Source organism: Streptomyces sp. GLSS-08 (assembly GCF_056387915.1).
Map to the genome: position 1 here is coordinate 225,568 of NZ_JBWJAQ010000007.1, position 23,510 is coordinate 249,077.

Annotated in this window: 18 protein-coding genes; 5 read left to right on the plus strand and 13 right to left on the minus strand. The window is 70.9% G+C overall.

Annotation, left to right across the window (positions count from 1 at the left end; genetic code table 11):
- Position 1 precedes the first annotated feature (1 nt).
- From AC0ZLC_RS15080 to AC0ZLC_RS15100, 5 genes are all read right to left on the minus strand, one after another.
- Positions 2-958, minus strand: a complete 957-nt coding sequence (locus tag AC0ZLC_RS15080) for an ABC transporter permease (protein WP_476752447.1) — start codon at positions 956-958, stop codon at positions 2-4.
- Positions 951-1,883 carry an ABC transporter permease gene (locus AC0ZLC_RS15085; RefSeq protein ID WP_476752448.1) on the minus strand — a complete coding sequence of 311 codons (933 nt, stop codon included), beginning with the start codon at positions 1,881-1,883 and terminating at the stop codon, positions 951-953. Before AC0ZLC_RS15085 ends, AC0ZLC_RS15080 begins: the two co-directional genes overlap by 8 nt.
- A gap of 150 nt (positions 1,884-2,033) precedes the next feature.
- Complete coding sequence (locus AC0ZLC_RS15090; protein WP_476752449.1) at positions 2,034-3,659, minus strand: peptide ABC transporter substrate-binding protein; 1,626 nt, start codon at positions 3,657-3,659, stop codon at positions 2,034-2,036.
- Positions 3,660-4,446: 787 nt separating this feature from the next.
- Positions 4,447-6,363 carry a translational GTPase TypA gene (gene typA, locus AC0ZLC_RS15095; protein WP_476752450.1) on the minus strand — a complete coding sequence of 639 codons (1,917 nt, stop codon included), beginning with the start codon at positions 6,361-6,363 and terminating at the stop codon, positions 4,447-4,449.
- Between the two features lie 160 nt (positions 6,364-6,523).
- The gene (locus AC0ZLC_RS15100) at positions 6,524-8,785 is read right to left on the minus strand and encodes an ABC transporter family substrate-binding protein (RefSeq protein WP_476752589.1); all 2,262 of its coding nucleotides are present in this window, start codon (positions 8,783-8,785) and stop codon (positions 6,524-6,526) included.
- 447 nt (positions 8,786-9,232) lie between these two features.
- Between AC0ZLC_RS15100 and AC0ZLC_RS15105 the strand changes: the two genes are divergently transcribed.
- The 4 genes from AC0ZLC_RS15105 to AC0ZLC_RS15120 are packed head-to-tail and all read left to right on the plus strand — an operon-like array spanning position 9,233 to position 13,110.
- Positions 9,233-9,520, plus strand: a complete 288-nt coding sequence (locus AC0ZLC_RS15105; protein ID WP_476752451.1) for a hypothetical protein — start codon at positions 9,233-9,235, stop codon at positions 9,518-9,520.
- A 19-nt stretch (positions 9,521-9,539) separates the two neighbouring features.
- Positions 9,540-10,361 carry a hypothetical protein gene (locus AC0ZLC_RS15110; RefSeq protein WP_476752452.1) on the plus strand — a complete coding sequence of 274 codons (822 nt, stop codon included), beginning with the start codon at positions 9,540-9,542 and terminating at the stop codon, positions 10,359-10,361.
- Positions 10,361-12,343, plus strand: a complete 1,983-nt coding sequence (locus AC0ZLC_RS15115) for a fumarate reductase/succinate dehydrogenase flavoprotein subunit (protein WP_476752453.1) — start codon at positions 10,361-10,363, stop codon at positions 12,341-12,343. Before AC0ZLC_RS15110 ends, AC0ZLC_RS15115 begins: the two co-directional genes overlap by 1 nt.
- Positions 12,340-13,110: a succinate dehydrogenase/fumarate reductase iron-sulfur subunit gene (locus AC0ZLC_RS15120; protein WP_476752454.1), complete on the plus strand. Its 771-nt coding sequence runs from the start codon at positions 12,340-12,342 to the stop codon at positions 13,108-13,110. The genes AC0ZLC_RS15115 and AC0ZLC_RS15120 overlap by 4 nt, the downstream gene beginning before the upstream one ends.
- Positions 13,111-13,131: 21 nt before the next feature.
- Here AC0ZLC_RS15120 and AC0ZLC_RS15125 read toward each other — a convergent pair whose 3' ends face one another.
- Positions 13,132-14,391 carry a glycoside hydrolase family 18 protein gene (locus tag AC0ZLC_RS15125; RefSeq protein WP_476752455.1) on the minus strand — a complete coding sequence of 420 codons (1,260 nt, stop codon included), beginning with the start codon at positions 14,389-14,391 and terminating at the stop codon, positions 13,132-13,134.
- A 105-nt stretch (positions 14,392-14,496) separates the two neighbouring features.
- Here AC0ZLC_RS15125 and AC0ZLC_RS15130 point away from each other — a divergent pair, with 105 nt between their 5' ends.
- The gene (locus AC0ZLC_RS15130) at positions 14,497-14,880 is read left to right on the plus strand and encodes a hypothetical protein (RefSeq protein ID WP_476752456.1); all 384 of its coding nucleotides are present in this window, start codon (positions 14,497-14,499) and stop codon (positions 14,878-14,880) included.
- A gap of 13 nt (positions 14,881-14,893) precedes the next feature.
- Here the strand turns inward: AC0ZLC_RS15130 and AC0ZLC_RS15135 are convergent, their stop codons facing one another.
- The 7 genes from AC0ZLC_RS15135 to AC0ZLC_RS15165 all read right to left on the minus strand — a co-directional run bounded on the left by AC0ZLC_RS15135 (position 14,894) and on the right by AC0ZLC_RS15165 (position 23,353).
- Positions 14,894-17,518 (minus strand): SpoIIE family protein phosphatase, encoded by a 2,625-nt coding sequence (locus AC0ZLC_RS15135; protein ID WP_476752457.1) that lies wholly within the window; start codon positions 17,516-17,518, stop codon positions 14,894-14,896.
- Between the two features lie 321 nt (positions 17,519-17,839).
- Positions 17,840-18,301 carry an ATP-binding protein gene (locus AC0ZLC_RS15140; RefSeq protein WP_476752458.1) on the minus strand — a complete coding sequence of 154 codons (462 nt, stop codon included), beginning with the start codon at positions 18,299-18,301 and terminating at the stop codon, positions 17,840-17,842.
- A 161-nt stretch (positions 18,302-18,462) separates the two neighbouring features.
- Complete coding sequence (locus AC0ZLC_RS15145; RefSeq protein WP_476752459.1) at positions 18,463-18,870, minus strand: (deoxy)nucleoside triphosphate pyrophosphohydrolase; 408 nt, start codon at positions 18,868-18,870, stop codon at positions 18,463-18,465.
- 224 nt (positions 18,871-19,094) lie between these two features.
- Positions 19,095-19,277 (minus strand): SPOR domain-containing protein, encoded by a 183-nt coding sequence (locus AC0ZLC_RS15150; RefSeq protein WP_476752460.1) that lies wholly within the window; start codon positions 19,275-19,277, stop codon positions 19,095-19,097.
- Between the two features lie 349 nt (positions 19,278-19,626).
- On the minus strand, positions 19,627-20,379 hold the full coding sequence (locus tag AC0ZLC_RS15155) for a GntR family transcriptional regulator (RefSeq protein WP_476752461.1): 753 nt from the start codon (positions 20,377-20,379) through the stop codon (positions 19,627-19,629).
- A gap of 147 nt (positions 20,380-20,526) precedes the next feature.
- Complete coding sequence (locus tag AC0ZLC_RS15160; RefSeq protein WP_476752462.1) at positions 20,527-21,243, minus strand: septum formation family protein; 717 nt, start codon at positions 21,241-21,243, stop codon at positions 20,527-20,529.
- Positions 21,244-21,790: 547 nt separating this feature from the next.
- On the minus strand, positions 21,791-23,353 hold the full coding sequence (locus tag AC0ZLC_RS15165) for a S8 family peptidase (protein WP_476752463.1): 1,563 nt from the start codon (positions 23,351-23,353) through the stop codon (positions 21,791-21,793).
- Positions 23,354-23,510 lie beyond the last annotated feature (157 nt).

A 23,510-nucleotide genomic window follows, 5' to 3' on the forward strand; every position in this document is an offset into this window, starting at 1 on the left:
CTCAACGCATCTTCGGGTCGAGGGCGTTGCGTACGGCCTCACCGAGCATGATGAATGCCAGCACCGTGATGCTGAGCATGATCGACGGGTAGAGCATGATCCACTGGGCCACACGGATCTGGTTGCCGCCGCCGGAGATGTCGTTGCCCCATGAGACGCCGTCCAGGCCGAGGCCCAGGAAGGACAGCGTGGCCTCGGCGGAGATGTAGATGCCGAGCGAGATGGTGGCGACGACGATCACCGGAGCGAGGGTGTTGGGCAGGATGTGCCGGAACATGATCCGCGGGGTGCTCGCGCCGAGTGCCTTGGCCGCCTGCACGTAGTCGGCCTGCTTGGTGGTGATGACCGCGCCGCGCATCACGCGGGCGACCTGCGTCCAGCCGAAGAAGCCCAGGGCGCCGATGACGACCCAGGTCGTGCGCTCCGTGAAGGAGTTCAGGATGACCATCGTGCCGAGCAGGAACGGAATGCCGAAGAAGACGTCCGTCAGCCGGGACAGGAGGGAGTCGACGATGCCGCCGAAGTAGCCGGAGATCATGCCGACCAGACCGCCGAGGAGGGTGACCACGACGGTGGTGCCGAAGCCGACGGCGATGGAGGCCCGGGCGCCGTAGATGACGCGGGCATAGACGCTGCGGCCCTGCTGGTCGTAGCCGAGCCAGTCCGCCGAGCCGACGTCGCTCAGCTTCGGCTTCTGCAGGTAGTTCTTGGCCAGGTCGCCGAGGATCGGGTCCTCGCTGGTGAACCACCCCGGGAAGAAGGTGATCAGCAGCAGGATCAGGATCAGCACGCTGGAGATGACGAAGATCCAGCTGCGCCGCAGGTCGGCCCAGGCGTCGCCCCAGAGGCTTCGGGTCTTCTCCGGCTTGGCCTCGGGCGCGTGCGGCGTCATCGAGGGCGTGCCGCCCACGGGGTCGATCGCGCCGGTCTTGACGTCGGTCTTGGTCACGTCAGGCATAGCGAATCCTCGGGTCAAGGACCGCATAGAGCAGGTCGACGAGCAGGTTGGCGAGGAGGTACACGAGGACGAGGATCGTCACGAGGCCGACGAGGGTCGTGCCCTCGCGGCGCACGATCGACTCGTAGATCGTGCCGCCCACGCCGTGAATGTTGAACAGGCCCTCGGTGACGACCGCGCCGCCCATCAGCGCTCCGATGTCGGTGCCCAGGTAGGTGACCACGGGGATCAGCGAGTTGCGCATGAGGTGCACGCCCACGACGCGGCGCTTGGGAAGGCCCTTGGCGATCGCGGTGCGGATGTAGTCGGCGCGCATGTTCTCGGCGACCGAGGTCCGGGTCAGGCGGGTCACGTAGGCCAGCGAGGCAGCGGCCAGCACGATGGCCGGCATCAGCAACTCATTGTAGTTCGTGTCGTCGTTGACGTTCGGCGGCAGCCATCCGAGGTTGAACGCGAAGACGACCTTCAGGATGAAGCCGAGAACGAAGACCGGGACCGAGATCAGCAGCAGCGAGACCAGCAGGGCCAGGTTGTCGGTGAGCCGGCCGGCGCGCATGCCCGCCATGACACCGAGGGCGATGCCCACGACGACCTCGATCAGGAAGGCCAGGGAGGCCAGCCGGAGCGTCACCGGGAAGGCCTCACCGAGGACGTCCGTGACCGGACGGCCACTGGCGATCTGCGTGCCGAAGTCGGCGTGCAGGATCATGTCCTTCATGTAGTGGTAGTACTGCACCAGGATCGGCTGGTCCAGGCCGTACTCATGTCTCAGGGCGGCGATCACCTGGGGGCTTCCGCCCTTGTCCCCGAAAAGCCCGCGCACGGGGTCGCCGGGCAGGGCGTAGACCATGAGAAAGATCAACAGGGTTGTCCCGATGAACACCGGGATCATCTGGAGCAGTCGTCGCGCGACGTAGCGCCCCATGGTTCCTCCATGTCGGTTGCAGCGGCAGCCGACGGGCCCTTTCCTTACGCACCGATGACCGATGCGCATGGAAAGGGCCCCCCAGCCGCTGCCGCACGCCGGGTACGGCGCACGAGGCGGCGCCGTACCCGGATCGCGGGCTGATTGCGGTTACTTCTTGACCTGAACGCCGGTCAGGATCGGGTCGCCGTCCTGGGCGTACTCGACGCCGGTGACCTTGTCCGAGTAGCCCGCGTTGACCTTGTAGTACCAGAGCGGAATGCTCGGCATGTACTCGGGGAGCTGCTTCTCGAGCTCCTGGTACTTCTTCTCCGACTCGTCCAGCGAGGAGGCGCTGTCGGCGGCCTCGATCGCGGCGTCGATCTTCTTGTTGGAGAAGCCGCTCTGGTTGCCGTCCGACTTGGTGCCGAAGAGGTCCCGGATGAAGTTGGCGTTCATCGGGAAGTCCAGCACCCAGCCACTGCGGTACATGGACTTGACCTCTTTGCCGTCACGGGCGTTGAGGTCGGCCTGGAAGTCGGCCTTGGAGTCGCCCGTGCACTTGACGCCCGTGGACTTGGTGATGGAGTTGCAGACCGCCTCCACCCACTCCTTGTGACCGCCGTCCGCGTTGTACTGGATGGAGATCTTGTTGCCGGGAACGCCACCGCCCTCCTTGATGAGGGACTTGGCCTTCGCCGGGTCGAACTTGAAGACGTCGCCGCCGGCGTTCGGCTCGAAGCCGAGGACACCCTTGGCGACCCAGCCGGTGGCGGGCTCACGGGTGCCCTGGAGCACCGTCTTCGTGATGGTGTCGCGGTCGATCGCCATCGACAGGCCCTGCAGGACCTTGGGGTCGATGTCCTTCCACTGCTTGGTGTAGAAGGCCGGGGCGATGGTCTGGATCGCGGAGTAGGCCTTGTCCACGGCACGGTCGCCGAGGTCCGTCTTGTAGACGGGCAGGTCCTTGGGCGCGATCTGACGCAGGACGTCGACGTTGCCGGACTTCAGGTCCTCGTAGGCCGTCTCGAGGTTGGTGTAGTTCTTGAAGACCACACCGCCGTTCTTGGCCTTGTCGGGACCCTGGTAGTCCGCGAACTTGGCGACCTCGATCTTCTTCTTGTGCTGCCAGCTCACGAACTTGTACGGCCCGTTGCCGACCGGCTTCTCGCCCGCGGCCTTCGGGTCCTTGAAGAAGGAGTCCGGGAGCGGCGAGAAGGTCTCGTAGCCGAGCTTGTACACGTAGTACGGGATCGGCTTCGACAGCGTGATGGTGAAGGTGTTGTCGTCGACGACCTTCAGACCGGACAAGCTGTCGGCCTTCGGGGAACCCTTGGCCGGGGCGACGTCGTCGTAGCCCTCGATGTCGGAGAACCAGAAGCTGTTGGTCTGCTTGTTCTTGATGTTCGCAGACCAGTTCCACGACTTGACGTAGGAGTCCGCGGTCACCGGGGTGCCGTCGTGGAACTTCCAGCCCGCCTTGAGCTTGACCGTGTAGGTCTTGTTGTCCTTGGTGTCCACCGACTCGGCGTTCACCATGACGATGTTGCCCTTGTCGTCGTAGTCGACGAGCTGAGAGAACAGGGCATTGATGACAATGCTGCCGTTGGACTCCATGGTGTTCGCCGGCTGCAGCGGGTTCTGCGGCTCGCCCACCTCGACCGAGAACTTGCCGTTCGGGTTGACGGCGGCCTTGTTGTCCTTGCCGCTGTCACCATCGCTACCACCACAGGCGGTCGCGCCCAGCGCCACAACCGCGGCTATCGCGACCCACTTGGCGCTCTTGGCACCGCGCATGGGTTCCTCCTCATGAGTCCATTGGTTCACCGCAAAAGGGAGCACTGGTCACACCACCGACATGTCGGCCGGAAATAGTGTTCGTGCTCCCCCGCGCTCGTGAGTCGGCGCCGGCTGCAGCGCGTGACCCGTTGACCGAGCTCTACGCGCCTAACTATCTGCCATGGGCCAGGAGCCGACCACACTCACAAGGTCTCGGTTCGATCACACCTGTCGCCCACTTCTTCCAAAATCCGGACAAAGGGTTTGCTGAAAGATCCCTGCGAAACGGACTTGTTACACATCTATCGGTGACAGGTGTCCGTATTGCGGACGGATGGGCTCGAAAAACCTGTTGCGACTAACGTGGTCGCCATGCTGGGGCGCCTTCGGCGTGCCCGCGCACCGGGGATTCGCGGTGCCGACCACCCCTCATCACCCGGCCAACTCGCCTGTGAGGCAGGGCCGTTGTGTGACGGGCGATCACGTCCGGGAGAGCGGGCAGCGCCTGGTGGGGCGCACGCCGTCCGGACGGAATGCATGTGGTCTGCAGGGTAGTGCGCATCGGTCGCCCGGAGGGGCCCCGCCGCCACAATGAAGGGTTTTCCCTATCCCTCACCGCCTGCGGATTCCTTGCTGCCGCGCGTTGCGGGCGCCTCACACCTACGTCCCCTCAGCGCCGGCTGGTCTCCCGGCGTCGGCGCCCGTGCCGCCGGTGCGCCCGCCGGGCGGTACGCGCGGCATCCCCCCGCAACGACGTCGGGCACCCCGCTGGAGCGGGGTGCCCGACGTCGGTTCAGCGCGTGGTTCAGCTGTGCTTGGCGCGGCTCGCGGAGCGCGCGCGCTCGCGGGCGTCCAGCCTCACCTTGCGGATGCGTACGGCCTCCGGGGTCACCTCGACGCACTCGTCGTCGCGGCAGAACTCCAGCGACTGCTCCAGGGAGAGCTTGCGCGGCGGCACGATCGCCTCGAAGGAGTCGGCGGCGGCCGAGCGCATGTTGGTGAGCTTCTTCTCCTTGGTGATGTTCACGTCCATGTCGTCGGCGCGCGAGTTCTCACCGACGATCATGCCCTCGTACACCTCGGTGCCGGGCTCCACGAAGAGCACACCGCGCTCCTGGAGGTTCGTCATCGCGAACGCGGTGACGGCGCCGGAGCGGTCGGCGACCAGCGAACCGTTGTTACGGGTCGTCAGCGTGCCGAACCACGGCTCGTGGCCCTCGTGGATCGAGTGCGCGATGCCGGTGCCGCGCGTGCCCGTGAGGAACTCCGTACGGAAGCCGATGAGACCGCGGGAGGGGACGACGAACTCCAGGCGGACCCAGCCGGAGCCGTGGTTGGACATGTTGTCCATCCGGCCCTTGCGGACGCCCATGAGCTGCGTGACCGCGCCCATGTGCTCCTCGGGGACGTCGATCGTCATGCGCTCGACGGGCTCGTGGACCTTGCCGTCGATCACCTGGGTGACCACCTGCGGCTTGCCGATCGTCAGCTCGAAGCCCTCCCGGCGCATCTGCTCGACCAGGATGGCCAGCGCCAGCTCACCGCGGCCCTGCACCTCCCAGGCGTCGGGGCGCTCGGTGTCGAGCACGCGCAGCGACACGTTACCGATCAGCTCGCGGTCCAGCCGGTCCTTGACCTGGCGGGCGGTGACCTTGCGGTCCTTGACCGCGGCCTTGTTGTCCGCGCCCTTGCCCGTGGCGCCCCGGCCGACCAGCGGCGAGGTGTTGGTACCGATGGTCATCGAGATCGCCGGCTCGTCGACCGTGATGAGCGGCAGCGCGACCGGGTTCTCGGGGTCGGCGAGGGTCTCGCCGATCATGATGTCCGGGATACCGGCGACGGCGCAGATGTCACCGGGGCCGGCCTTCTCCGCGGGCTTGCGGGTGAGCGCCTCGGTCATCAGCAGCTCGGTGATGCGCACATTGGACATCGTGCCGTCGCGCTTGATCCACGTGACGGTCTGGCCCTTGCGCAGCTCACCCTGCTCGACGCGGAGCAGCGCGATACGGCCGAGGAAGTTGTCGGCGTCCAGGTTCGTGACGTGCGCCTGGAGGGGGGCCGCCTCGTCGTACTGGGGGGCCGGGACGTGCGAGAGGATCGTGGAGAAGAAGGGCTCCAGGCTGTCGCTGTCCGCCGGGACGGTGCCGTCCTCCGGCTTGGTCAGCGAGGCCACGCCGTCACGCGCGCAGGCGTAGACGATCGGGAACTCGATCTGCTCCTCGTCCGCGTCCAGGTCCAGGAACAGGTCGTACGTCTCGTTGACGACCTCGTCGATCCGGGAGTCGGGGCGGTCCGTCTTGTTGATGCAGAGGATGACGGGCATCCGTGCCTGCAGGGCCTTGCGGAGCACGAAGCGCGTCTGCGGCAGCGGGCCCTCGGAGGCGTCGACCAGCAGCACGACCGCGTCGACCATCGACAGACCGCGCTCGACCTCGCCGCCGAAGTCGGCGTGGCCGGGGGTGTCGATGATGTTGATGGTGATGACGTCGCCGCCATCCTTCGGGTGGTACTTGACCGCCGTGTTCTTGGCCAGGATCGTGATGCCCTTCTCACGCTCCAGGTCGTTCGAGTCCATCATGCGGTCGTCGAGCGACTCGGCGGCGTGCGCGGCGAAGGCACCGGCCTGCTTGAGCATGGCGTCGACCAGGGTGGTCTTGCCGTGGTCGACGTGGGCGACGATGGCGACGTTGCGGATGTCGTGACGCGTTGCAGTCACAGCCATATTGAGGCGCTTCTCCCGGGGTGAGTGGACGGCCTCCGCTGCGCGGGGCCTGCCGGGCTGTACACGCCACGGCCTTACCCCATGGTACGTGGCCCTGACGGAGGCAGCCTCCGCAGGGCCACGCGGGCCGGGCCGGCGGGGCGGTCGCGGCCGCCCCGAGTCAGCTCTTCGACGGGCCCGGGGCGGGCTTCGCGCCCTTCTTCAGGAAGCCCATGTCCTCGTAGAGCGGGGTCTGGAATCCGAAGGCCCCGGCGTTGGCCAGGTTCGGGCGTGCGGCCGTGAGCTGGGGGCGCTGATAGAGAGGAATCGATCCTGCGGCGGCCCAGATGCGGGAGTCCGCCTTGCGCACCAGGTCCCGCGACTCACCCTCGTCCAGCTCGGCGATGGCCTGGTCGAACAGCTGGTCGACCTGGTCGGTGCCGACGCGGGTGTAGTTCTGCTCGACGTTCAGTGAGCCGTCGGCGGCCGGGACCGGCTTGGCGTAGATGGGCCGGGCGTCGGTGGCCGGGAACGCCGAGGCGGGCCACGAGTACAGCGCCAGGTCGTACTGGCCGGACGCGATGTGGTCCTTGAAGTAGCTGCCGTCCGAGACCTTCGAGATCTCCGTGCGGATCCCCACCCGGTCCAGCATCCTCGCGATCCGCGCACCGACCGCGCGCAGCGACTCCGAGCCGGGCCCCGAGGGCAGCACGAACCGCAGGGTCAGCGGCTTGCCGTCCTTGGCCAGCGCGCCGGCCGCGGCGCCGGCCGGCGCGGCCGTGCCCTTGGGCGCGTACGCCCCGGGAGCGCCGCCCTGCCTGCCGTGCTCGCGCACGTACCGCCGGCCGTCCAGGGGCCTGGCGGCCTGGTCGTCCGCGGTCCGCCGCCCGTCCTTGCCGTGCTTTCGCGCGTGGTCCTCGGAGTCCTTCTTCTGCTCCCGGCCGGCCCTCTGCTCCCGCTCGCCCTCGGAGACCCTGCCCGCAGGCTTGTCGTCCTCACCGACGATGTACGTCCCGTCGTCGCCGGTACCGGACTCGGCGTCCGGCTTCCTCCCCTTGGACCCGGCCGCCTTGTCGGGCTTCTTCTGCTCCTTGACGGGCCCGCCGGGCACCCAGCCGGCGTCGGCGAGCAGCGCCTGGGCCTCGGCGGTGTCCTGACCGCCGAGGGTGCCGCTGTTGTCGGCGTACGCGAGCTGGCCGGACAGCGCGAGATGGCTCCCCACGGGGACGGCGGGCAGGCCGAGCGGCTTGAGGACGATCCGGGCCAACTCCTCGCGGTCGATGGCGCGGGCGACGGCGCGCCGGACGCGCTCGTCGGCGAGGGGGCCCTCGGCGCCGTTCAGAGCGAGCTGGGTGAACGAGGGTTCGAGCGACTTGCGGACCTCGAAGCCCCGCAGGACCGACTGCCGGTCCGCGTACTTCGCGAGTGCCTTGCGCTGCTTCTTGCGGGCGCGGATCTCCGTGTCCGCGGCCTTCTCGTCCGAACCGTTGGCGACGGCCCAGGAGCGCAGCGCCCCGGCGGTGCCGGCCGCGGCGCCGGGTCCCTGGTGCGGAGTGCTGCCCTTGGTGGCGGCGCGGGTGATCCGCCGGGCCTCCTCCGGGTCGATCTCGGCCAGGTCGACCTTGTCGGCGTCGAGGGCGGCGGCCCGCTGGGCGCGCGGCACGGCTCGCAGCACCAGCTCGGAGAGCTTGGCGGGACTGCCCCACCAGCGCGGGTTGCGGGTGAGGGTGATGTCGCCGTCCTGGCGGTCGATCTTCTTCAGTGCGAAGGGGCCCGCGGTCACCTTCAGCCTGCGGCGGGCGCCGTCGTTGAAGCTGTCGGGGGTCCCCATGACCTCCTTGGGGTACAGCGGCGAGAACAGCGACTTCCAGTCCGCGTAGGGGCGGCTGAAAGTGACCCGGACCTCGAGGTTGCTGGCGCCGCGCTCGATCTTCTCGATGCGGTCGTAGCCGGCGTTGCGGGCCGTCCAGTACGCGGTGTCCTTGCCGGACAGCGCCCGCCACTGGGCGGTGAAGTCGGCGGCCCCGATCTCGCGGCCGTCGCTCCAGACCGCCTGCTGGTTGAGCTTGTAGAGGACGACCTGCTTGGGCTCGCGGTCGACGACCCTGGCCGACTCCAGGAAGTCGCCGTTGCGCACGGGGCGGCCCATGGCGTCGGTCCGGTACATGGCGGGCAGGACGGCGCCCGCGATCCGTGAGGTCGCCGCGTCGGCGTCCGCCTGGAAGGTGTTCAGCGTCTCGGGTACGGCGTCCACCGCCCAGCGCAGGGTGCCGCCGTCGGCGACCTGGTCACGGGACGCGGGCGCGATGTCCTGCCCGGCGACGGGTTTGCCCGCCTGGTCCTCCGCGCTGCACGCGGCGAGGGCGGGCACCGCGAGTGCGCCCGCGGTGAGAAACGCGACCGAGCGCATGACCGCGCGCAGTCCGATGCCGTCGTGGGACACCACTGCAACCTCCGGGTCTGGTGGCGCTGCCGCTCCGCCAGGAGGACAGTGCGGATTCTGATCACGTTTGGCGGTATATGGAGCTGATCAGATCTATGCGGCCCACTGAAGGGGAGCCCGGACGCCCCGGGGCGACGACACGGCGGGGGCGGGCGCGAAGCCCACCCGTGCGGCGCAATGCCCAGGGCCACGAGGCGGAACCCCGGGGCGCGGGCGGGGCTCCCGGGGTACGGGCGGGGCTCTTGAAGCGCGGGACGAGGCTCACGGGGGGCGCGCCGCGAGGCTCTCAGGGCCACGGCGCACCCAGGCGCGCACGGAGCGCGCTCGCGGGCCGCGAGCCGGGAATCCGTGCAGATCTCTTCACAGGGGCTCGTGTGACGCGCGACACTCGCAGGCGCATGAACGTTGCCGCCTGGGGCCCGAGGCCCGTGGAAGTGAGGGCAAGTCATGTCCGTGCACGACGATTTGACGTCCGTTCAGCGCTGCCTCGACGACCTCTCCAGGTGCGTGGGGCGACTGGAACAGCGGATGGGCGCGGGTCTGGAGATGCGCCGTGTGCGCACCGACGCCGACCACCTGCGCGAGAGCTTCGCCCTGCTGCGCGAGGCCGCCCCGGCGCTGACCGCACCCGGGCGGACCGACCTGCTGTCGATCCCCGACACCCCGTACGACAGCTCCCTGTGGACCGACTCGGACGACGAGGGACTCGGCGCCCGCGACCGGCACGCCCCCTGACCACCGACCGGAGCGACAGTTGACCACTGGTACGGAACCCCATCAGGACGGCGGCGGCGTGCGGACCCGTACGCGTGCCGCGATCGCCGCCCCGCATCTGCGGACCGACCGCTGGTGGCTGGCGCCCGCCGGCACCGCGGCCGGGCTGCTCGCCTTCGTCGTCTACTCGACCTGGCGGGCCTTCGCGGACACCGACTACTACTCCGCCCCGTACGTCTCGCCGTTCTACTCGCCCTGCCTGGCCGAGCGGTGCGCGCCCATGCGCTCCGGGCCCAACGCGGACCTCTTCGGCAGCTGGTGGGCCCTCTCGCCGGCGATCATCATCCTGATCTTCCCGCTCGGCTTCCGGCTGACCTGCTACTACTACCGCAAGGCCTACTACCGCGGCTTCTGGGCGAGCCCGCCGGCCTGCGCGGTCGCCGAGCCGCACAAGAAGTACACCGGTGAGACCCGCTTCCCGCTGGTCCTGCAGAACATCCACCGGTACTTCTTCTACGCCGCGATCGGCGTCGCCGGGATCCTCACGTACGACACCGTGCTCGCGTTCCGCGACGAGCACTACGCGTGGGGCCACATGGGTCTCGGCAGCCTGGTCTTCCTGGTCAACATCGTGCTGATCTGGGCGTACACGCTCTCGTGCCACTCGTGCCGGCACATCGTCGGCGGCAAGCTCAAGCACTTCTCCCGGCATCCCGTGCGCTACCGGATGTGGCAGTGGGTCGGCAGGCTGAACGCCCGTCACATGGCGCTCGCCTGGGCCTCGTTGGTGAGCGTGGCGCTCGCCGACTTCTACGTGTACCTGGTCGCGTCCGGCGCCTTCGACGATCCGAGGTTTTTCTGATGTCCGCAGTGGAGCGGCAGGAGTGGGACGTCGTGGTGATCGGTGCCGGCGGCGCCGGGCTCCGGGCCGCCGTCGAGGCCCGTGAGCGCGGCGCGCGTACGGCCGTGATCTGCAAGTCGCTGTTCGGCAAGGCGCACACGGTGATGGCCGAGGGCGGCATCGCGGCCGCCATGGGCAACGTGAACTCCGGCGACAACTGGCAGGTCCACTTCCGCGACACGATGCGCGGCGGCAAGTTCCTCAACCAGTGGCGGATGGCCGAGCTGCACGCCCAGGAGGCGCCCGAGCGGGTCTGGGAGCTGGAGACCTGGGGCGCCCTCTTCGACCGCACGGGCGACGGGCGGATCTCGCAGCGCAACTTCGGCGGGCACGAGTATCCACGGCTCGCGCACGTCGGCGACCGGACCGGCCTCGAACTGATCCGCACCCTCCAGCAGAAGGTCGTGTCCCTCCAGCAGGAGGACTACCGGGAGACGGGCGACTACGAGTCGCGCCTGAAGGTCTACCAGGAGTGCACGGTCACCCGGATCCTGATGGACGGCGAGCGGAGCGAGATGGGGGTCCACCCGGCCGGAGGCCGGCGGAGGGTCTCCGGCGCGTTCTGCTACGAGCGGGAGACGGGCCGCTTCTTCGTCCTCCAGGCGCCGTCCGTGGTCATCGCGACCGGCGGCATCGGCAAGTCCTTCAAGGTGACGTCGAACTCGTGGGAGTACACCGGCGACGGCCACGCGCTCGCGCTTCTCGCCGGGGCGCCCCTGCTGAACATGGAGTTCGTGCAGTTCCACCCGACGGGCATGGTCTGGCCGCCGTCGGTGAAGGGCATCCTCGTGACGGAGTCCGTGCGCGGGGACGGCGGCGTGCTGCGCAACTCCGACGGGAAACGCTTCATGTTCGACTACATCCCCGACGTCTTCAGGGAGAAGTACGCCCAGTCGGAGGAGGAGGGCGACCGCTGGTACGAGGACCCGGACCACAACCGGCGGCCCCCCGAGCTGCTGCCGCGCGACGAGGTCGCGCGGGCCATCAACGCCGAGGTCAAGGCGGGCCGCGGCTCCCCGCACGGCGGAGTCTTCCTGGACGTGTCCACCCGGATGCCCGCCGAGGTCATCCGGCGCCGGTTGCCGTCCATGTACCACCAGTTCAAGGAGCTGGCCGACGTCGACATCACCGCCGAGGCGATGGAGGTCGGCCCGACCTGCCACTACGTGATGGGCGGCATCGCCGTGGAGTCGGACACGGCGGCGGCGCGCGGAGTGCCGGGGCTGTACGCGGCTGGCGAGGTCGCCGGCGGTATGCACGGGTCCAACCGGCTGGGCGGCAACTCCCTTTCCGACCTGCTGGTGTTCGGGCGCCGCGCGGGCCTGCACGCCGCCGAGTACGCCGCCGGCCTCGCCGGGGAGCGCCCCGGCGTGGAGGACGTCCAGGTCGACGCTGCGGCCGCCGAGGCCCTGCGGCCCTTCTCCGCGGAGGGTCCCGAGCCGGGCCGGGAGAACGGGCGCCCGCCGGAGAACCCGTACACCCTCCACCAGGAACTCCAGCAGACGATGAACGACCTCGTCGGCATCATCCGCCGCGAGGCGGAGATGGAGACGGCGCTGGAGAAGCTCGCCGACCTGCGGGTACGGGCCCGGCGGGCCGGGGTGGAGGGCCACCGCCAGTTCAACCCGGGCTGGCACCTCGCCCTCGACCTGCGCAACATGCTCCTCGTCAGCGAGTGCGTGGCCCGGGCCGCGCTGGAGCGGACGGAGTCGCGCGGCGGCCACACCCGTGAGGACCACCCGGCGATGGACCGCGCCTGGCGCCGAGTCAACCTGCTGTGCCAACTGACCGACCGTACAGGCGGGTTGGCCGCCACGGATCCGGTGCGCGGTCAGATCGACCTCGTCCGGACGACCACCGAACGCATCCGCCCCGACCTGCTCGCCCTCTTCGAGAAGGAGGAGCTGGTCAAGTACCTCGCCGAAGAGGAGCTGTACGAGTGAGCAGCTATGAGGCCCGCTTCAAGGTGTGGCGCGGCGACGTCGGGGGCGGTGACCTGGAGGACTTCACGGTCGAGGTGAACGACGGGGAGGTCGTCCTCGACATCGTCCACCGTCTTCAGGCGACGCAGGCTCCCGATCTGGCCGTGCGCTGGAACTGCAAGGCGGGCAAGTGCGGTTCGTGCTCCGCGGAGATCAACGGGCGGCCGCGGCTGATGTGCATGACCCGGATGTCCGTGTTCACCCGGGAGGAGACGATCACCGTCACGCCCCTGCGCGCGTTCCCGGTCGTCCGCGACCTGGTGACGGACGTCGGCTTCAACTACACGAAGGCGCGCGAGGTCCCCGCCTTCGTGCCTCCCGCCGGTCTGGGACCCGGTGAGTACCGGATGCAGCAGCAGGACGTGGACCGCTCGCAGGAGTTCCGCAAGTGCATCGAGTGCTTCCTGTGCCAGGACACCTGCCATGTGGTGCGCGACCACGAGGAGAACAAACCGGCGTTCGCGGGCCCGCGCTTCCTGATGCGCGTCGCCGAACTGGACATGCACCCCCTGGACGCCGCCGCCGACAGCGGCCTGGACCGCAAACGCTCCGCCCAGGAGGACCACGGCCTCGGCTACTGCAACATCACCAAGTGCTGCACCGAGGTCTGCCCCGAGAACATCAAGATCACGGACAACGCCCTGATCCCCCTGAAGGAACGAGCGGTGGACCGCAAGTACGACCCCCTGGTGTGGCTGGGCTCCAGGATCAGGAGGCGGCGGTCCTGAGCGGGCAGGCGGCCCCCGCGGTCACCCGGCCCAGCCCTCCAGGTAAGCCGTCCAGTCCTCCTCGTGGGCCGCGAAGTCGACGTACAGGGCCACGCCGAAGCGGGTGCGGGTGCGGTCCGTGCGGGAGAGGCCGAGGCGGGTGCCGCGGACCGCTGCGGCGACCGTCTCGGCGGACTCGTGGTGGCTCATGTCGTCCTCGTGGAAGAAGGGCAGCCCCATCAGCAGGTCCGTCGACTCGGGCGTGACTTCGAGGGCGAGGGAGGTCTGCTGGGCGACGTGGCCGCCGAACAGGCTCTCCAGCGGCAGCGCGGTGTCGTACGTCATGACGGCGATCTGGTCGACCCGGCGGGCGACCTGCCCGAAGTACGCCTGCGACCACCACTTGGGGTGTCCCGTCAGGGCGCCCCGGACGGAGTTGGCCGCCGGCAGCGGGTCGATCTGGTGGGCGGCGACGGACAGCGGCACGCCCTCGGCGCGGGTGACCCGGCGCAGGCCGTCGAGCAGGGAGAGGTAGTTCCGGTCGCCCGAGTGCAGGGGTTCCAGATCGAAGTGGGCGCCCTCGAAACCGGCCGCGAGGACCTGCCGGGTGGAGCGGACGACCGCGGCCCGGGTCGCCTCCCGCTCCAGCCGCATCCCGTGCGGCCCCTCACTCGCGAGCGCGTCGCCGAGCCAGGCCTGGACACGGACGCCGGGCAGTTCGCGGTGCACGGCCGTGATCAGCCAACGGGCCCCCGGGTAGGCCGACCGGGGCAGCGTCCCGTCGTGCTCCAGTGGTCCCGCGTGCACGTACAGGTCCCGGATCCCGGTCCTTCGCAGCCGCCGGGCCAGGTCCTCGACGTCCGCGTCCCGTTTCCGCCCGTCGACCCAGGCGTGCCCCAGCCAGAGGGCGTCCCGGTCGCGGGTCCGGGTGCCGGGGGCCGGGTCTCCCGCGTAGTTGACCCGCAGGGCGATGCCGGCCGCCGACACGGGGAGCAGCAGGACGATCACGAGGGTGAGCGCGACGCGTCTGGGCCACCTCAGCGACGGCCGCCGCCACAGGTCCAGCACCCGCCGCCGCCACCCGGCGCCGGCGGACGGACGTGCCCGGTCCTCACCGGGGACTGCGGGCGGCCCCTCGTCCCCCTTGTCCCCCTCGGCGCCGGTGGCTTCGGCGTCGGACGGTGACCCTGCTCCGTCCTCGCCCGGGTTCCCGGGACGGACCGGGCGGGGCTGTCTCCCGGCTTCGTCGTCGCTCCCGTTCGCCGCGTTCCGCGGATCCGATGTGCCCCGCCCCGTGTGCATCCCCCACGCCCCTCCGCTGCTCCCCCGAACCCCCCGTACCTTAGGCGCCGCACCCCGGCGGCGGACCGCTCGCGTCGACGCGCAGGGGGCCATACGCTCCCAAAGGTGACGTCACTTCTCAGCCGCAGCCGGGCACGGGCGGCGTACGCCCTCGCCGGGGGGCTGATGACGGCGGGCTGGCTGCTCCCGTCGGTCGCGGCGGCGGCCGGTGCGGCCGAGCGGCCGGATGTCACCGCCGTACCTCTCGCACGGCCGTCGTCCCCCGGCCATGAAGACGCGGACCCCGCCGACGAGAACGAGACATCCGCCGCCGACCTGGTGCTGCCCCTCGCCACGGTGACCGTCGCGGGGGCGCTGGCCGCGTACGGGTTCCTGCGGCGCACCCGGCGCGCCCGTACCCGTACGACGCCCGGCGGTGCCCCCCGGCCCCGCGGAGACGACACACCCGGCTCACCCGCACGGGGCGAACCGCCGGGTCCGCCGGAGTGAGGGCCGGTGCGGGTCAGAACAGGCTGAGCAGGGCCTCGGCCGGGTCCGCGAGACTGGTCTCCCCGTCGGGGAGCGGGAGTTCGAACCAGACCGTCTTGCCGCGGGGCGTCCGCCGCGAGCCCCAGGCCGCGGAGAGCAGCCCGACCAGCTGCAGGCCCCGCCCGCCCTCGTCGGTGTCGCGCGCCCGGCGCCTGCGCGGCTGGACGAGCCCGGCGTCCCAGACCTCGCACACCAGCGTCCGGTCGAGCAGCAGCCGCAGCCGGATCTCGCCCTCGCCGTACCGCAGGGCGTTCGTCACCAGTTCGCTGACCAGCAGTTCCGCCGTGTCGACGAGGGGTTCCAGGTCCCAGGACTGGAGCCGGGCGCGCGCGTACTCACGGGCGCGGCCCACGCTGCGCGGCTCGCGCGGCAGCGTCCAGTCGCCGACGGAGTCGGCGGGCAGCCCCTGGACACGCGCCATGAGCAGCGCGATGTCGTCCTCGCCGTGATGGGTGTCGAGGGTGCTGAGGACGTGGTCGCAGACGTCCTCCAGGGGGTCGGTCGGGTCGGTGAGGGCGCCGACGAATGCCTGGAGTCCCTCGTCGAGCGGATGGTCGCGCGATTCGACCAGTCCGTCCGTGTAGAGCGCGAGCAGAGCGCCCTCCGGCAGCTCGACCTCGACCTCCTCGAAGGGTTCGCCGCCGACCCCGAGGGGCATGCCGGGCGGCACGTCGAGCATCAGCGCGGTCTCGCCCGGCTCGACCAGCACCGGCGGCAGATGGCCCGCGTTGGCGAAGGTGCACCGCCGGGTGACGGAGTCGTAGACCGCGTACACGCAGGTGGCGAGGTACACCTCGGACAGGTCGGCGTCGCGGGGCTGGCGGGCCGCGCGGGTGGCCTGCTGGACGCCGCCGGGGGTGCCGAGCCCGCGGGCGATCTCGTCCAGCGCCGAGAGCACCTCGGCCGGTTCGAGGTCCAGCAGCGCCAGGGTCCGTACGGCGGTGCGCAGCTCCCCCATCGCGACGGCGGCCCGCAGACCGCGGCCCATCACGTCGCCGACGACCAGCGCGGTGCGGTGGCCGGGGAGTTCGATGACGTCGAACCAGTCGCCGCCGACCTCGGTGGCCGCGTTGCCCGGGAGATAGCGGCAGGCGATGTCCAGGCCGGAGGCCTCTGGGTCGCCGGGGGGCAGCAGGGAGCGCTGGAGCATCAACGCCCGCTCGTGCTCACGCCGGTACAGGCGGGCGTTGTCGATGCAGACGGCGGCCCGCGCGGCCAGCTCGACTGCGAGGGCGCGGTCCCGTTCGCCGAACGGCTCGCTGCCCTTCGTACGGGAGAACTGGGCCAGTCCCACGACGGTGTCGTGCGCGACCATCGGCACGGCGAGCGTGGACTGTATGGGACCGCTCTCGTCGGCGGGTATGTGCTGCGGGCGCGCGGTGCGCAGGGCGTCCCCGCAGGGCGAGTTGAAGGGGTAGTGGTGCACGGCCCCGACGGCCACGGGCGCGGGCCCGCCGTCGAAGGGTGCGTCGGAGACGGCGCTGGAGAAGGCGACGCGGCGCAGTTCCGCGCTGCCGTCGGCGAGGCCGGGCGGGGTCTCGTCGCCGGCCAGCAGCCCTTGGTAGAGGTCGACGGTCGCGAGGTCGCAGAAGCCTGGGACGACGACGTCGAGGAGTTCGCGGGCGGTGGTCTCGAGGTCGAGGGAGTTCCCTATGCGGGCGCCGGCCTCGTTCAGGAGGGCCAGGTTGCGGCGGGCCGCGGCGGCCTCGCGGGCGGCGGCCCGGCGGCGGGTGATGTCGGTTCCCAGCCACGCGATCCCGATGGGGCGGCCGGTGCCGCTGTGCACGCGGTAGAGGTTGACGGACCAGTGGCGGCGCTCGTCGGAGTCGGGCACCTGGCCCGTGACGTGCATGTCGGTGATGGAGTTGCCGGTCTCCAGGACGCGCCGCAGCGTCGCGGCGACGCGCTCGGCCTCCGAGCGCGGCAGGTAGTCGTGGACGGTCCGGCCGCGGTGGTCGTCGACGCCGCCGCCGAAGACCGAGGCGAACCGCTCGTTGGCCCGGCGGATCCGCAGGTCGCTGTCGATCAGCAGGAAACCGAAGGGAGATTGACCGAAAATCGCCTGCGAGGCGGCGAGGTCCGTCTCGATGCCGCGCAGGGTGCGCACGTCCACGACGATGCAGACGGCGGCCCGCTCGCCGTGCTCGGTGGTGGTGGGCATCACGTAGACCTCCGCGAGGCCTTCCACGGGTCCGCCGTCCTCGGCGGGGGCCGGCAGCCGGAAGGGAACCACGCCGGTCCACTCGCGGCCGTCGAGGATCTCCGCCATCTTGCGGTGGCCGCGCGCGCGCTGGTCGGAGGCGACGAAGGCCTCGATGGGATCCATGCCGACGGCCTGCCCGGCGGAGATCCCGAAGAGGTGCTCGGCACGCAGGCTCCACTGGTCGACGAGCCCGTCGGGGCCGATGGAGAACGAGGCGACCTTGATGTAGTCGTAGATCGAGCCGGGCGGACTGCTCTGCCACATCGCGTCGCCCGCGCCCTCCGCGTAGCCCACGGTCCCGCCGGATCCGTCGGGCGGCACCTCGCCCGCGGCGTCGGCCCTGGCGCGGTCCGACGGGTCCTCGGACTCCGTGGCCTTCGCTGGTATCTCGCTCACGCGAACCGTCCCCTCCAGCTCACCGCGTCCGGCACCGGTCACCGGGGGCGGCTGCCCGCAGTATCCAGCACTACGGCCCCGCACAACACGGTGTTCACGATCACAGCACGGTCCCGATGATTTTTGGACCGGCCGCCTCATACTTCCAGTCTTCTAACCAGGTGAGGCCCAGTCGAACCAAAGTCTCCAGGCCGCACCCCTGGCCGGATCCTGTCGATCCCGCCGCGCGTCGGCGTCCCGTGGCCGGCGCGCTCCGGCCGGGTGCCCGCGCACCGGCGCCCCATGCGCCCGGCGGCGCGCCCTCGCGCCTGTCGCGCGCCGTCATCGGGGGACCGCCAGCTCGAACCAGACGGTCTTGCCGGCATCCCCGGGCCGCATGCCCCAGCGGAGCGAGGAGCCGGCGACGAGCTGCAGGCCCCGGCCGCCCTCGTCGTCCGGCCGGGCGGTCCGTTCGCAGGGCAGGTCGGGCAGTGGGTCGGAGACCTCGACGAGCAGGGCGTCCGGCAGCGCGGCGGGACGCAGCAGCCGGACGCCGATGGGGCCGGTGGCGTGCCGCAGGGAATTGGTCACCAGCTCGCTGACCAGCAGGGCGGTGATGTCGCCGAGGGCGTCGAGATCCCAGGTGCGCAACTGGCCGCGGACGAGTGCACGAGCGCTGCGTACGGCGCCCGGCTCCGCGGGAAAGGTCCACTCGGCGCATTCGCCGTCGGTGTGGAGCACGCCGATCACTTCCCGGCCAGAAGAGCCCGCCCATGTCCGCTTTCGTGGGGTTAATGGGCACATACCCGATATCCGGGCCGCCTTACCGCCTTTGTCGGTGCACTGTGGCACGAAACGGCGTACGCAGGCGCCGGGCCCGGGGGCGGCGTGCGCCCCGGCCCCTCGGGCCGGTCGGATACCGGGGGCCGGCCGGCTGCCGAGGGCCGGTCGCATGCCGGGGCCGGTCAGGCGCCGGGGGCCCATCGGGGCAGGGTGGCCCGTACCGCGGGGACGTCCTGGTCGAGCCAGTCCACGTCCCCGATCTCGTCCGGCGTCAGCCAGCGCAGCTCGTCGTGGTCCTGGAGCGGCTGTGGCGCGGCCGAGCGGGGGAGCAGGCGCGCGGTCCACACACGCAGGACGTATCCCGGTTTCAGGGGCCACTCCCCCGGGACGCGGTCGACGGGCTCCGCCTCGATGCCGAGTTCCTCGCGCAGCTCGCGGACGAGGGCGGCTTCGGGGGCCTCGTCCGGCTCGACCTTCCCGCCGGGCAGTTCCCAGCGGCCGGCCAGTTCGGGAGGGGCGCTGCGGCGCGCGGCGAGCAGACGCCCGTCGCTCAGCAGGGCGGCGGCGACCACCACGGTCCGTTCGGTCATGCGCCGGAGCCTACGGGAGCGGTGCGGGGCGCCCGGGCGGCTGAGCCATCGGGAACGGTGCGGGACGCCGAACGGCGGAGCTGCGGGGAACGGTGCGGCTCCCGGGCTCCACGGCTCCCGGAGTCACGGGAGCCGTGCGGGTCGCCGGGGCGGCGGAGCCTGCGGGAGCGGTACGCGGTTCAGGGGCCGGCGGAGGGGGCGGCGCCGGGCGGCCGCCCCGCGCATCACCTGGTGCCGTTCGGTCCGATGCGCTCGACCCAGTAGAGCTGCCTGTGGCCGCGGGCGTCCAGGCTGTCGGCGATCTTCTGGGCCTCGGCGCGGGTCGCGTACCGGCCGACGCGGTAGCGATTGCCGTTGTCGTCCTGCCGTATGACGAGCCAGGGGAGAGTGATCGTGCCGTCGTTCATCGTGCGCCTCCACTTGCCGTCCCCGGCCTGCTCCGCACCCCGCTCGGTAAGGAAACCGCAATCCGCATATGCCCGAGCCTACGCCCAACCTTCACGCAGCGAATACGGGTTTTCACAAAGAGGTACGCAACCGGCCACGGCGCGGGGGGCGCACGCCGCCGTCTGCGCCGTCGGCCGCCGGCCGGGCGCCCGTCGAGCAGCACACGAGCAGCACACGAGCAGGAGGGAGGACGGGCCGGGGGCGACGCCGGAGAACGGCCAATTTCCAACCGCGCGGACCCGCAGGCCACTTGGCGGCTGCTGACTCGCGCGCGACACCGGGCGACACCCAACGGCCTCGGCTGGGCGGCTACTTCACCGGCAGGTGGTACGCCACGCGGTAGCGGTCCGCCGGCACCACCACGTCGGCCGTCTCCACCGGCCGCCCCGACGCGTAGTACGTCCGCTGGACGACGAGGACGACGTGGCCGGGGACACCGCCCAGCGTGCACAGCTCCTCGGCGAGACCGGGGCGCGCTCCGACCTCCTCCGTGACGTTGTCCACGATCACGTCGATGGCGGCCATGCGCTCGACGACGCCCATGCCGCCGAGCGGGCCCTCCTCCGGGAGCATGACCGGGGTGCGGCCCGTGACGGCGAGCGGCTCCCACGAGGTGGAGAGCATCATCGCCTCGCCGGCGTCCCGGAAGACGTACTTCGTGCACATCACACGGTCCCCGGGCTTGATGCCGAGGCGCTCGGCGATCGCGCCGCCCGCCTCGGCCTGCTCGCTGCGCGATTCCCACGTGCCGCGCGCGGAGACCTCCGCCTGCTCCTGACGGAAGGGGGTCGCGCCGCTGTCCGGGCGGTAGCCGGAGCGGGCTACGCGGCGCGGGACGGGGCGCTCCCGGACGTAGGTGCCGGACCCGGAGCGGCCCTCGACCAGGCCCTCGGCCATCAGCACCTTGCGCGCCTCCAGGGCGACGGTGTCCGAGACGCCGTACTCCTCGCGGATCCGGGCCTGGGAGGGGAGACGGGTGTGCGGGGGAAGTGAACCGTCGACGATCTTCTTGCGGAGATCACCCGCGACGCGCAGGTACGCCGGCTGCTCACCGAATGTCACTGGCCGCTCCCATCAGGTTGTACAGACAGCAACAGCCTGGCAACCCTGGGTTCTTTCGTGCAAGCAAAGGCCAGAGAATCACTCGATGTGATGACATGGGCCCGGTGAGGGCTTTACGCAGGCACTTTCTCCCCGCTATGGCGGTCCTCACACCTCCAGGGCGGCACCGGCTCCCCCGTCGCCCTCGCCGCCACCCTCCTCGTCGTACGCGGGCGGGGTGGTGTCGAGGCCCAGAGCCTTGCGTGCCGTGACCGTCCGGAGGAGGTCGATGAGCTTCGAACCCTTCTCGTAGGGCGGGTGGAAGGCTTCCGCGTCCGCCGCCCCGGCCGCCTCGGACCACTGCTTCCGCGCCGCTTCGAGGTCCTCGACGAGGGCGGCCACGGCCTTCTCCGCCCCGGGGACGAAGGTGTGGCCGCGCAGCAGGTCCGCCTGCTCGGCGAGCGCGCCCGACATCCGGGTCGCCCACTTCCGGTGACCGGGCAGGTCGTCCTCGACGTACTTCTCCCCGGGTGCCGAGTCCATCGCCGTGTCGAGGACGCGCGCGGCCTCGAGGTAGGCCGGCTGGTCCGCGTCGAGCGTGGTGCCGTCGCTGCGGAGCGAGCCGGTCAGGCCGCCCTTCTCGTCCGTGTTCCCGAACATGCAGGTGATCTCGCGGTCGCCCAGGTTCCAGCTCTGCCGGGTCGGGGTGAAGAAGTAGACGTCGACGTCGTCGGGGACGGCCCAGTAGTCCATGGCGTACTGGTCCTGGAGCGCGTAGCACTTCGTGTCGGCGGTGTCGGTGACCTCGTCCTCGCCGGAGTAACTTCCCCGCGGCATGGTGAAGTCGGCGAACACCTCGGCGTCGTGCTCGCCGGCGCACGGCACCCGGTCGACGTCGTACGCGTAGCCCTCGAGGGAGCCGCCCGGCGCGTTGAAGCACTCCCCCTGCCGACGGAGAAGGTGACCTCGGACCCCTCGGCCGCCGCTAAGGCCGCTGGGGGTACGGAGACTGCGGGTACAGAGCCTGCGGGTACGGAGCCTGCGGGTACTACGGCGGGTACGGGCCCTGGGGCCGCTCGGCCCGGGCGGCGGGGGTGTGGCCTCTGGTGCCTTGCTCCTCGTGCGGGTGTACGGACGGCCGAGCGCCTGTCGTACTGCTGGGCGAATGGTAAGCGGGGCGGACGGGGGCGGTATGCGCGTCACGCACGCCACGATCCGGGCGGTCAACGGGCTCACCGCGAGGCACACCGGCGTCGAGGACACCGACCGGGAGCCCCTGGACGCCTGAGCGGCGAAACGGGCCGACGGCCGGATCCGGCGCATGCCCGTCGCCCCCACCGACCGCACAGCCTTACGCGCCTCGTCCTCGCGGCGGGCCGGGTCGACGACCCGGAACCGTACCGCGAGGACGAGGCAACTCACCGACGATGCGTCAGAACTGGAGGGCCCAGGCGTCGATCTTCCCGGTGTCCGCCGACGCGTTGTCGCTCACGCGCAGCTTCCACGTGCCGTTGGCCACCTCGGAGGAGGCGTTCACCGAGTACGTGGTGTCGATGTTGTCCGCACTGCCGCCGGTCCCGTACGCCTTGAGCGTGTACGCCGAGCCGTCGGGGGCGATCAGCTGGACCTGGAGGTCGCCGATGTAGGTGTGCACGATGTGGACCTCGACCGACAGCGCGGAGGGCGCGTTGCCGGAGACACCGCTGACGGTGACCGGCGACTCGGCCGTGGCGTTGTCGGCGATGGCGTAGTCACCGGTGTTCTCGAAGCGCGCGCCGGGCGGGGTCGTCGTGCCGCCGCCGACGTTCAGGAGGCGGTTGGGCGAACCGGTGCCCGGGCTGGTGACGACGCCCGTCGAGGCGGCGGCGACCAGGCCCGAGGCGACCTGTGCGGGCGTGGAGCCGGGGTGGTCGGCGAGGTACAGCGCCGCCGCGCCCGTCACGTGCGGGGTCGCCATCGACGTACCGGAGATGGTGTTGGTCGCCGTGTCGCTGGTGTTCCACGACGAGGTGATCGAGGAGCCGGGGGCGAAGATGTCCAGCACGGAACCGTAGTTGGAGAAGCTGGAACGGGCGTCGGAGGACGTGGTCGAGCCGACGGTGATGGCCTCGGCGACCCGTGCGGGCGAGTAGTTGGAGGCGTTCGCGCTGTCGTTGCCCGCGGCCACGGCGAAGGTGACGCCGGAGGCGATGGCGTTGCGCACGGCCGTGTCGAGCGCGCTGTCCACCCCGCCGCCGAGCGACATGTTGGCGACCGAGGGGCCGCTGTGGTTCGTGGCCACCCAGTCGATGCCCGCGACGACCTGTGCGGTCGTGCCGGATCCCGCGTTGTTGAGCACCCGGACGCCGACGATCTTCGCCTTCTTGGCGACGCCGTACGCGGTGCCGGCCACCGTGCCCGCGACGTGCGTGCCGTGGCCGTTGCCGTCCTGCGCGGTGTTGTCGTTGTCGACGGCGTCGTAGCCGTACGAGGCACGGCCGCCGAAATCGCTGTGCGTGATGCGTACGCCGGTGTCGACGATGTAGGCCGTCACCCCCTGCCCGGCACTGTCCGGGTAGGTGTACTTGCTGTCGAGCGGCAAGGCCTTCTGGTCGATGCGGTCCAGTCCCCAGGAGGGCGGGTTCGTCTGGGTCGCGTTGATGTGGAAGGTGCGGTTCTGGACCACGGAGGCGACGGCCGGGTCCGCGGCGAATCGTTTCGCCTCGGCGGGGGTCGCCTCCACCGCGTAGCCGTTCAGGGCCTTGGTGTACGTGCGCTCGATCTCGGCGCCGTAGGTCCTGGCGAGGGCCTTGCCCCGGGCCGAGGACGACTTCGCGGCCTGCGGGTCCAGGGTCACGATGTAACTGTTCGCGACCGCGTCGGCGTCGCCGGCGTACTGGATGCGGCCCTCACGGGCGGGGGCCGCGTTCGCGGGGAGTGCCGAGACGATGCCGAGTACGAGGGCCGCGGCTGCCGCGCCGGCCAGTCTTCGGCGGGTGTGACGCATCACTGCCATCTGAGGGATTCCTCCTCGATCGGTGGTGCGCTGGTGGGGGGTGGTGGGGATGATGTCGAAGCGACAGGGGCATGACAACCTGGTGGGGCTCTCCCTGTGCGTCAGCCGAAGGATTGCGGCTTCCACAGGAATTGCACAAGGGTCCTGCACGGCCGTA

Excerpts from the sequence above, each read along its gene's own strand:
- AC0ZLC_RS15080 (WP_476752447.1), bottom strand. The coding sequence starts at position 958 with ATGCCTGACGTGACCAAGACCGACGTCAAGACCGGCGCGATCGACCCC.
- AC0ZLC_RS15085 (WP_476752448.1), bottom strand. The coding sequence starts at position 1,883 with ATGGGGCGCTACGTCGCGCGACGACTGCTCCAGATGATCCCGGTGTTC.
- AC0ZLC_RS15090 (WP_476752449.1), bottom strand. The coding sequence starts at position 3,659 with ATGCGCGGTGCCAAGAGCGCCAAGTGGGTCGCGATAGCCGCGGTTGTG.
- typA (WP_476752450.1), bottom strand. The coding sequence starts at position 6,363 with ATGGCTGTGACTGCAACGCGTCACGACATCCGCAACGTCGCCATCGTC.
- AC0ZLC_RS15105 (WP_476752451.1), top strand. The coding sequence starts at position 9,233 with ATGTCCGTGCACGACGATTTGACGTCCGTTCAGCGCTGCCTCGACGAC.
- AC0ZLC_RS15115 (WP_476752453.1), top strand. The coding sequence starts at position 10,361 with ATGTCCGCAGTGGAGCGGCAGGAGTGGGACGTCGTGGTGATCGGTGCC.
- AC0ZLC_RS15125 (WP_476752455.1), bottom strand. The coding sequence starts at position 14,391 with ATGCACACGGGGCGGGGCACATCGGATCCGCGGAACGCGGCGAACGGG.
- AC0ZLC_RS15140 (WP_476752458.1), bottom strand. The coding sequence starts at position 18,301 with ATGTGCCCATTAACCCCACGAAAGCGGACATGGGCGGGCTCTTCTGGC.
- AC0ZLC_RS15145 (WP_476752459.1), bottom strand. The coding sequence starts at position 18,870 with ATGACCGAACGGACCGTGGTGGTCGCCGCCGCCCTGCTGAGCGACGGG.
- AC0ZLC_RS15150 (WP_476752460.1), bottom strand. The coding sequence starts at position 19,277 with ATGAACGACGGCACGATCACTCTCCCCTGGCTCGTCATACGGCAGGAC.
- AC0ZLC_RS15165 (WP_476752463.1), bottom strand. The coding sequence starts at position 23,353 with ATGGCAGTGATGCGTCACACCCGCCGAAGACTGGCCGGCGCGGCAGCC.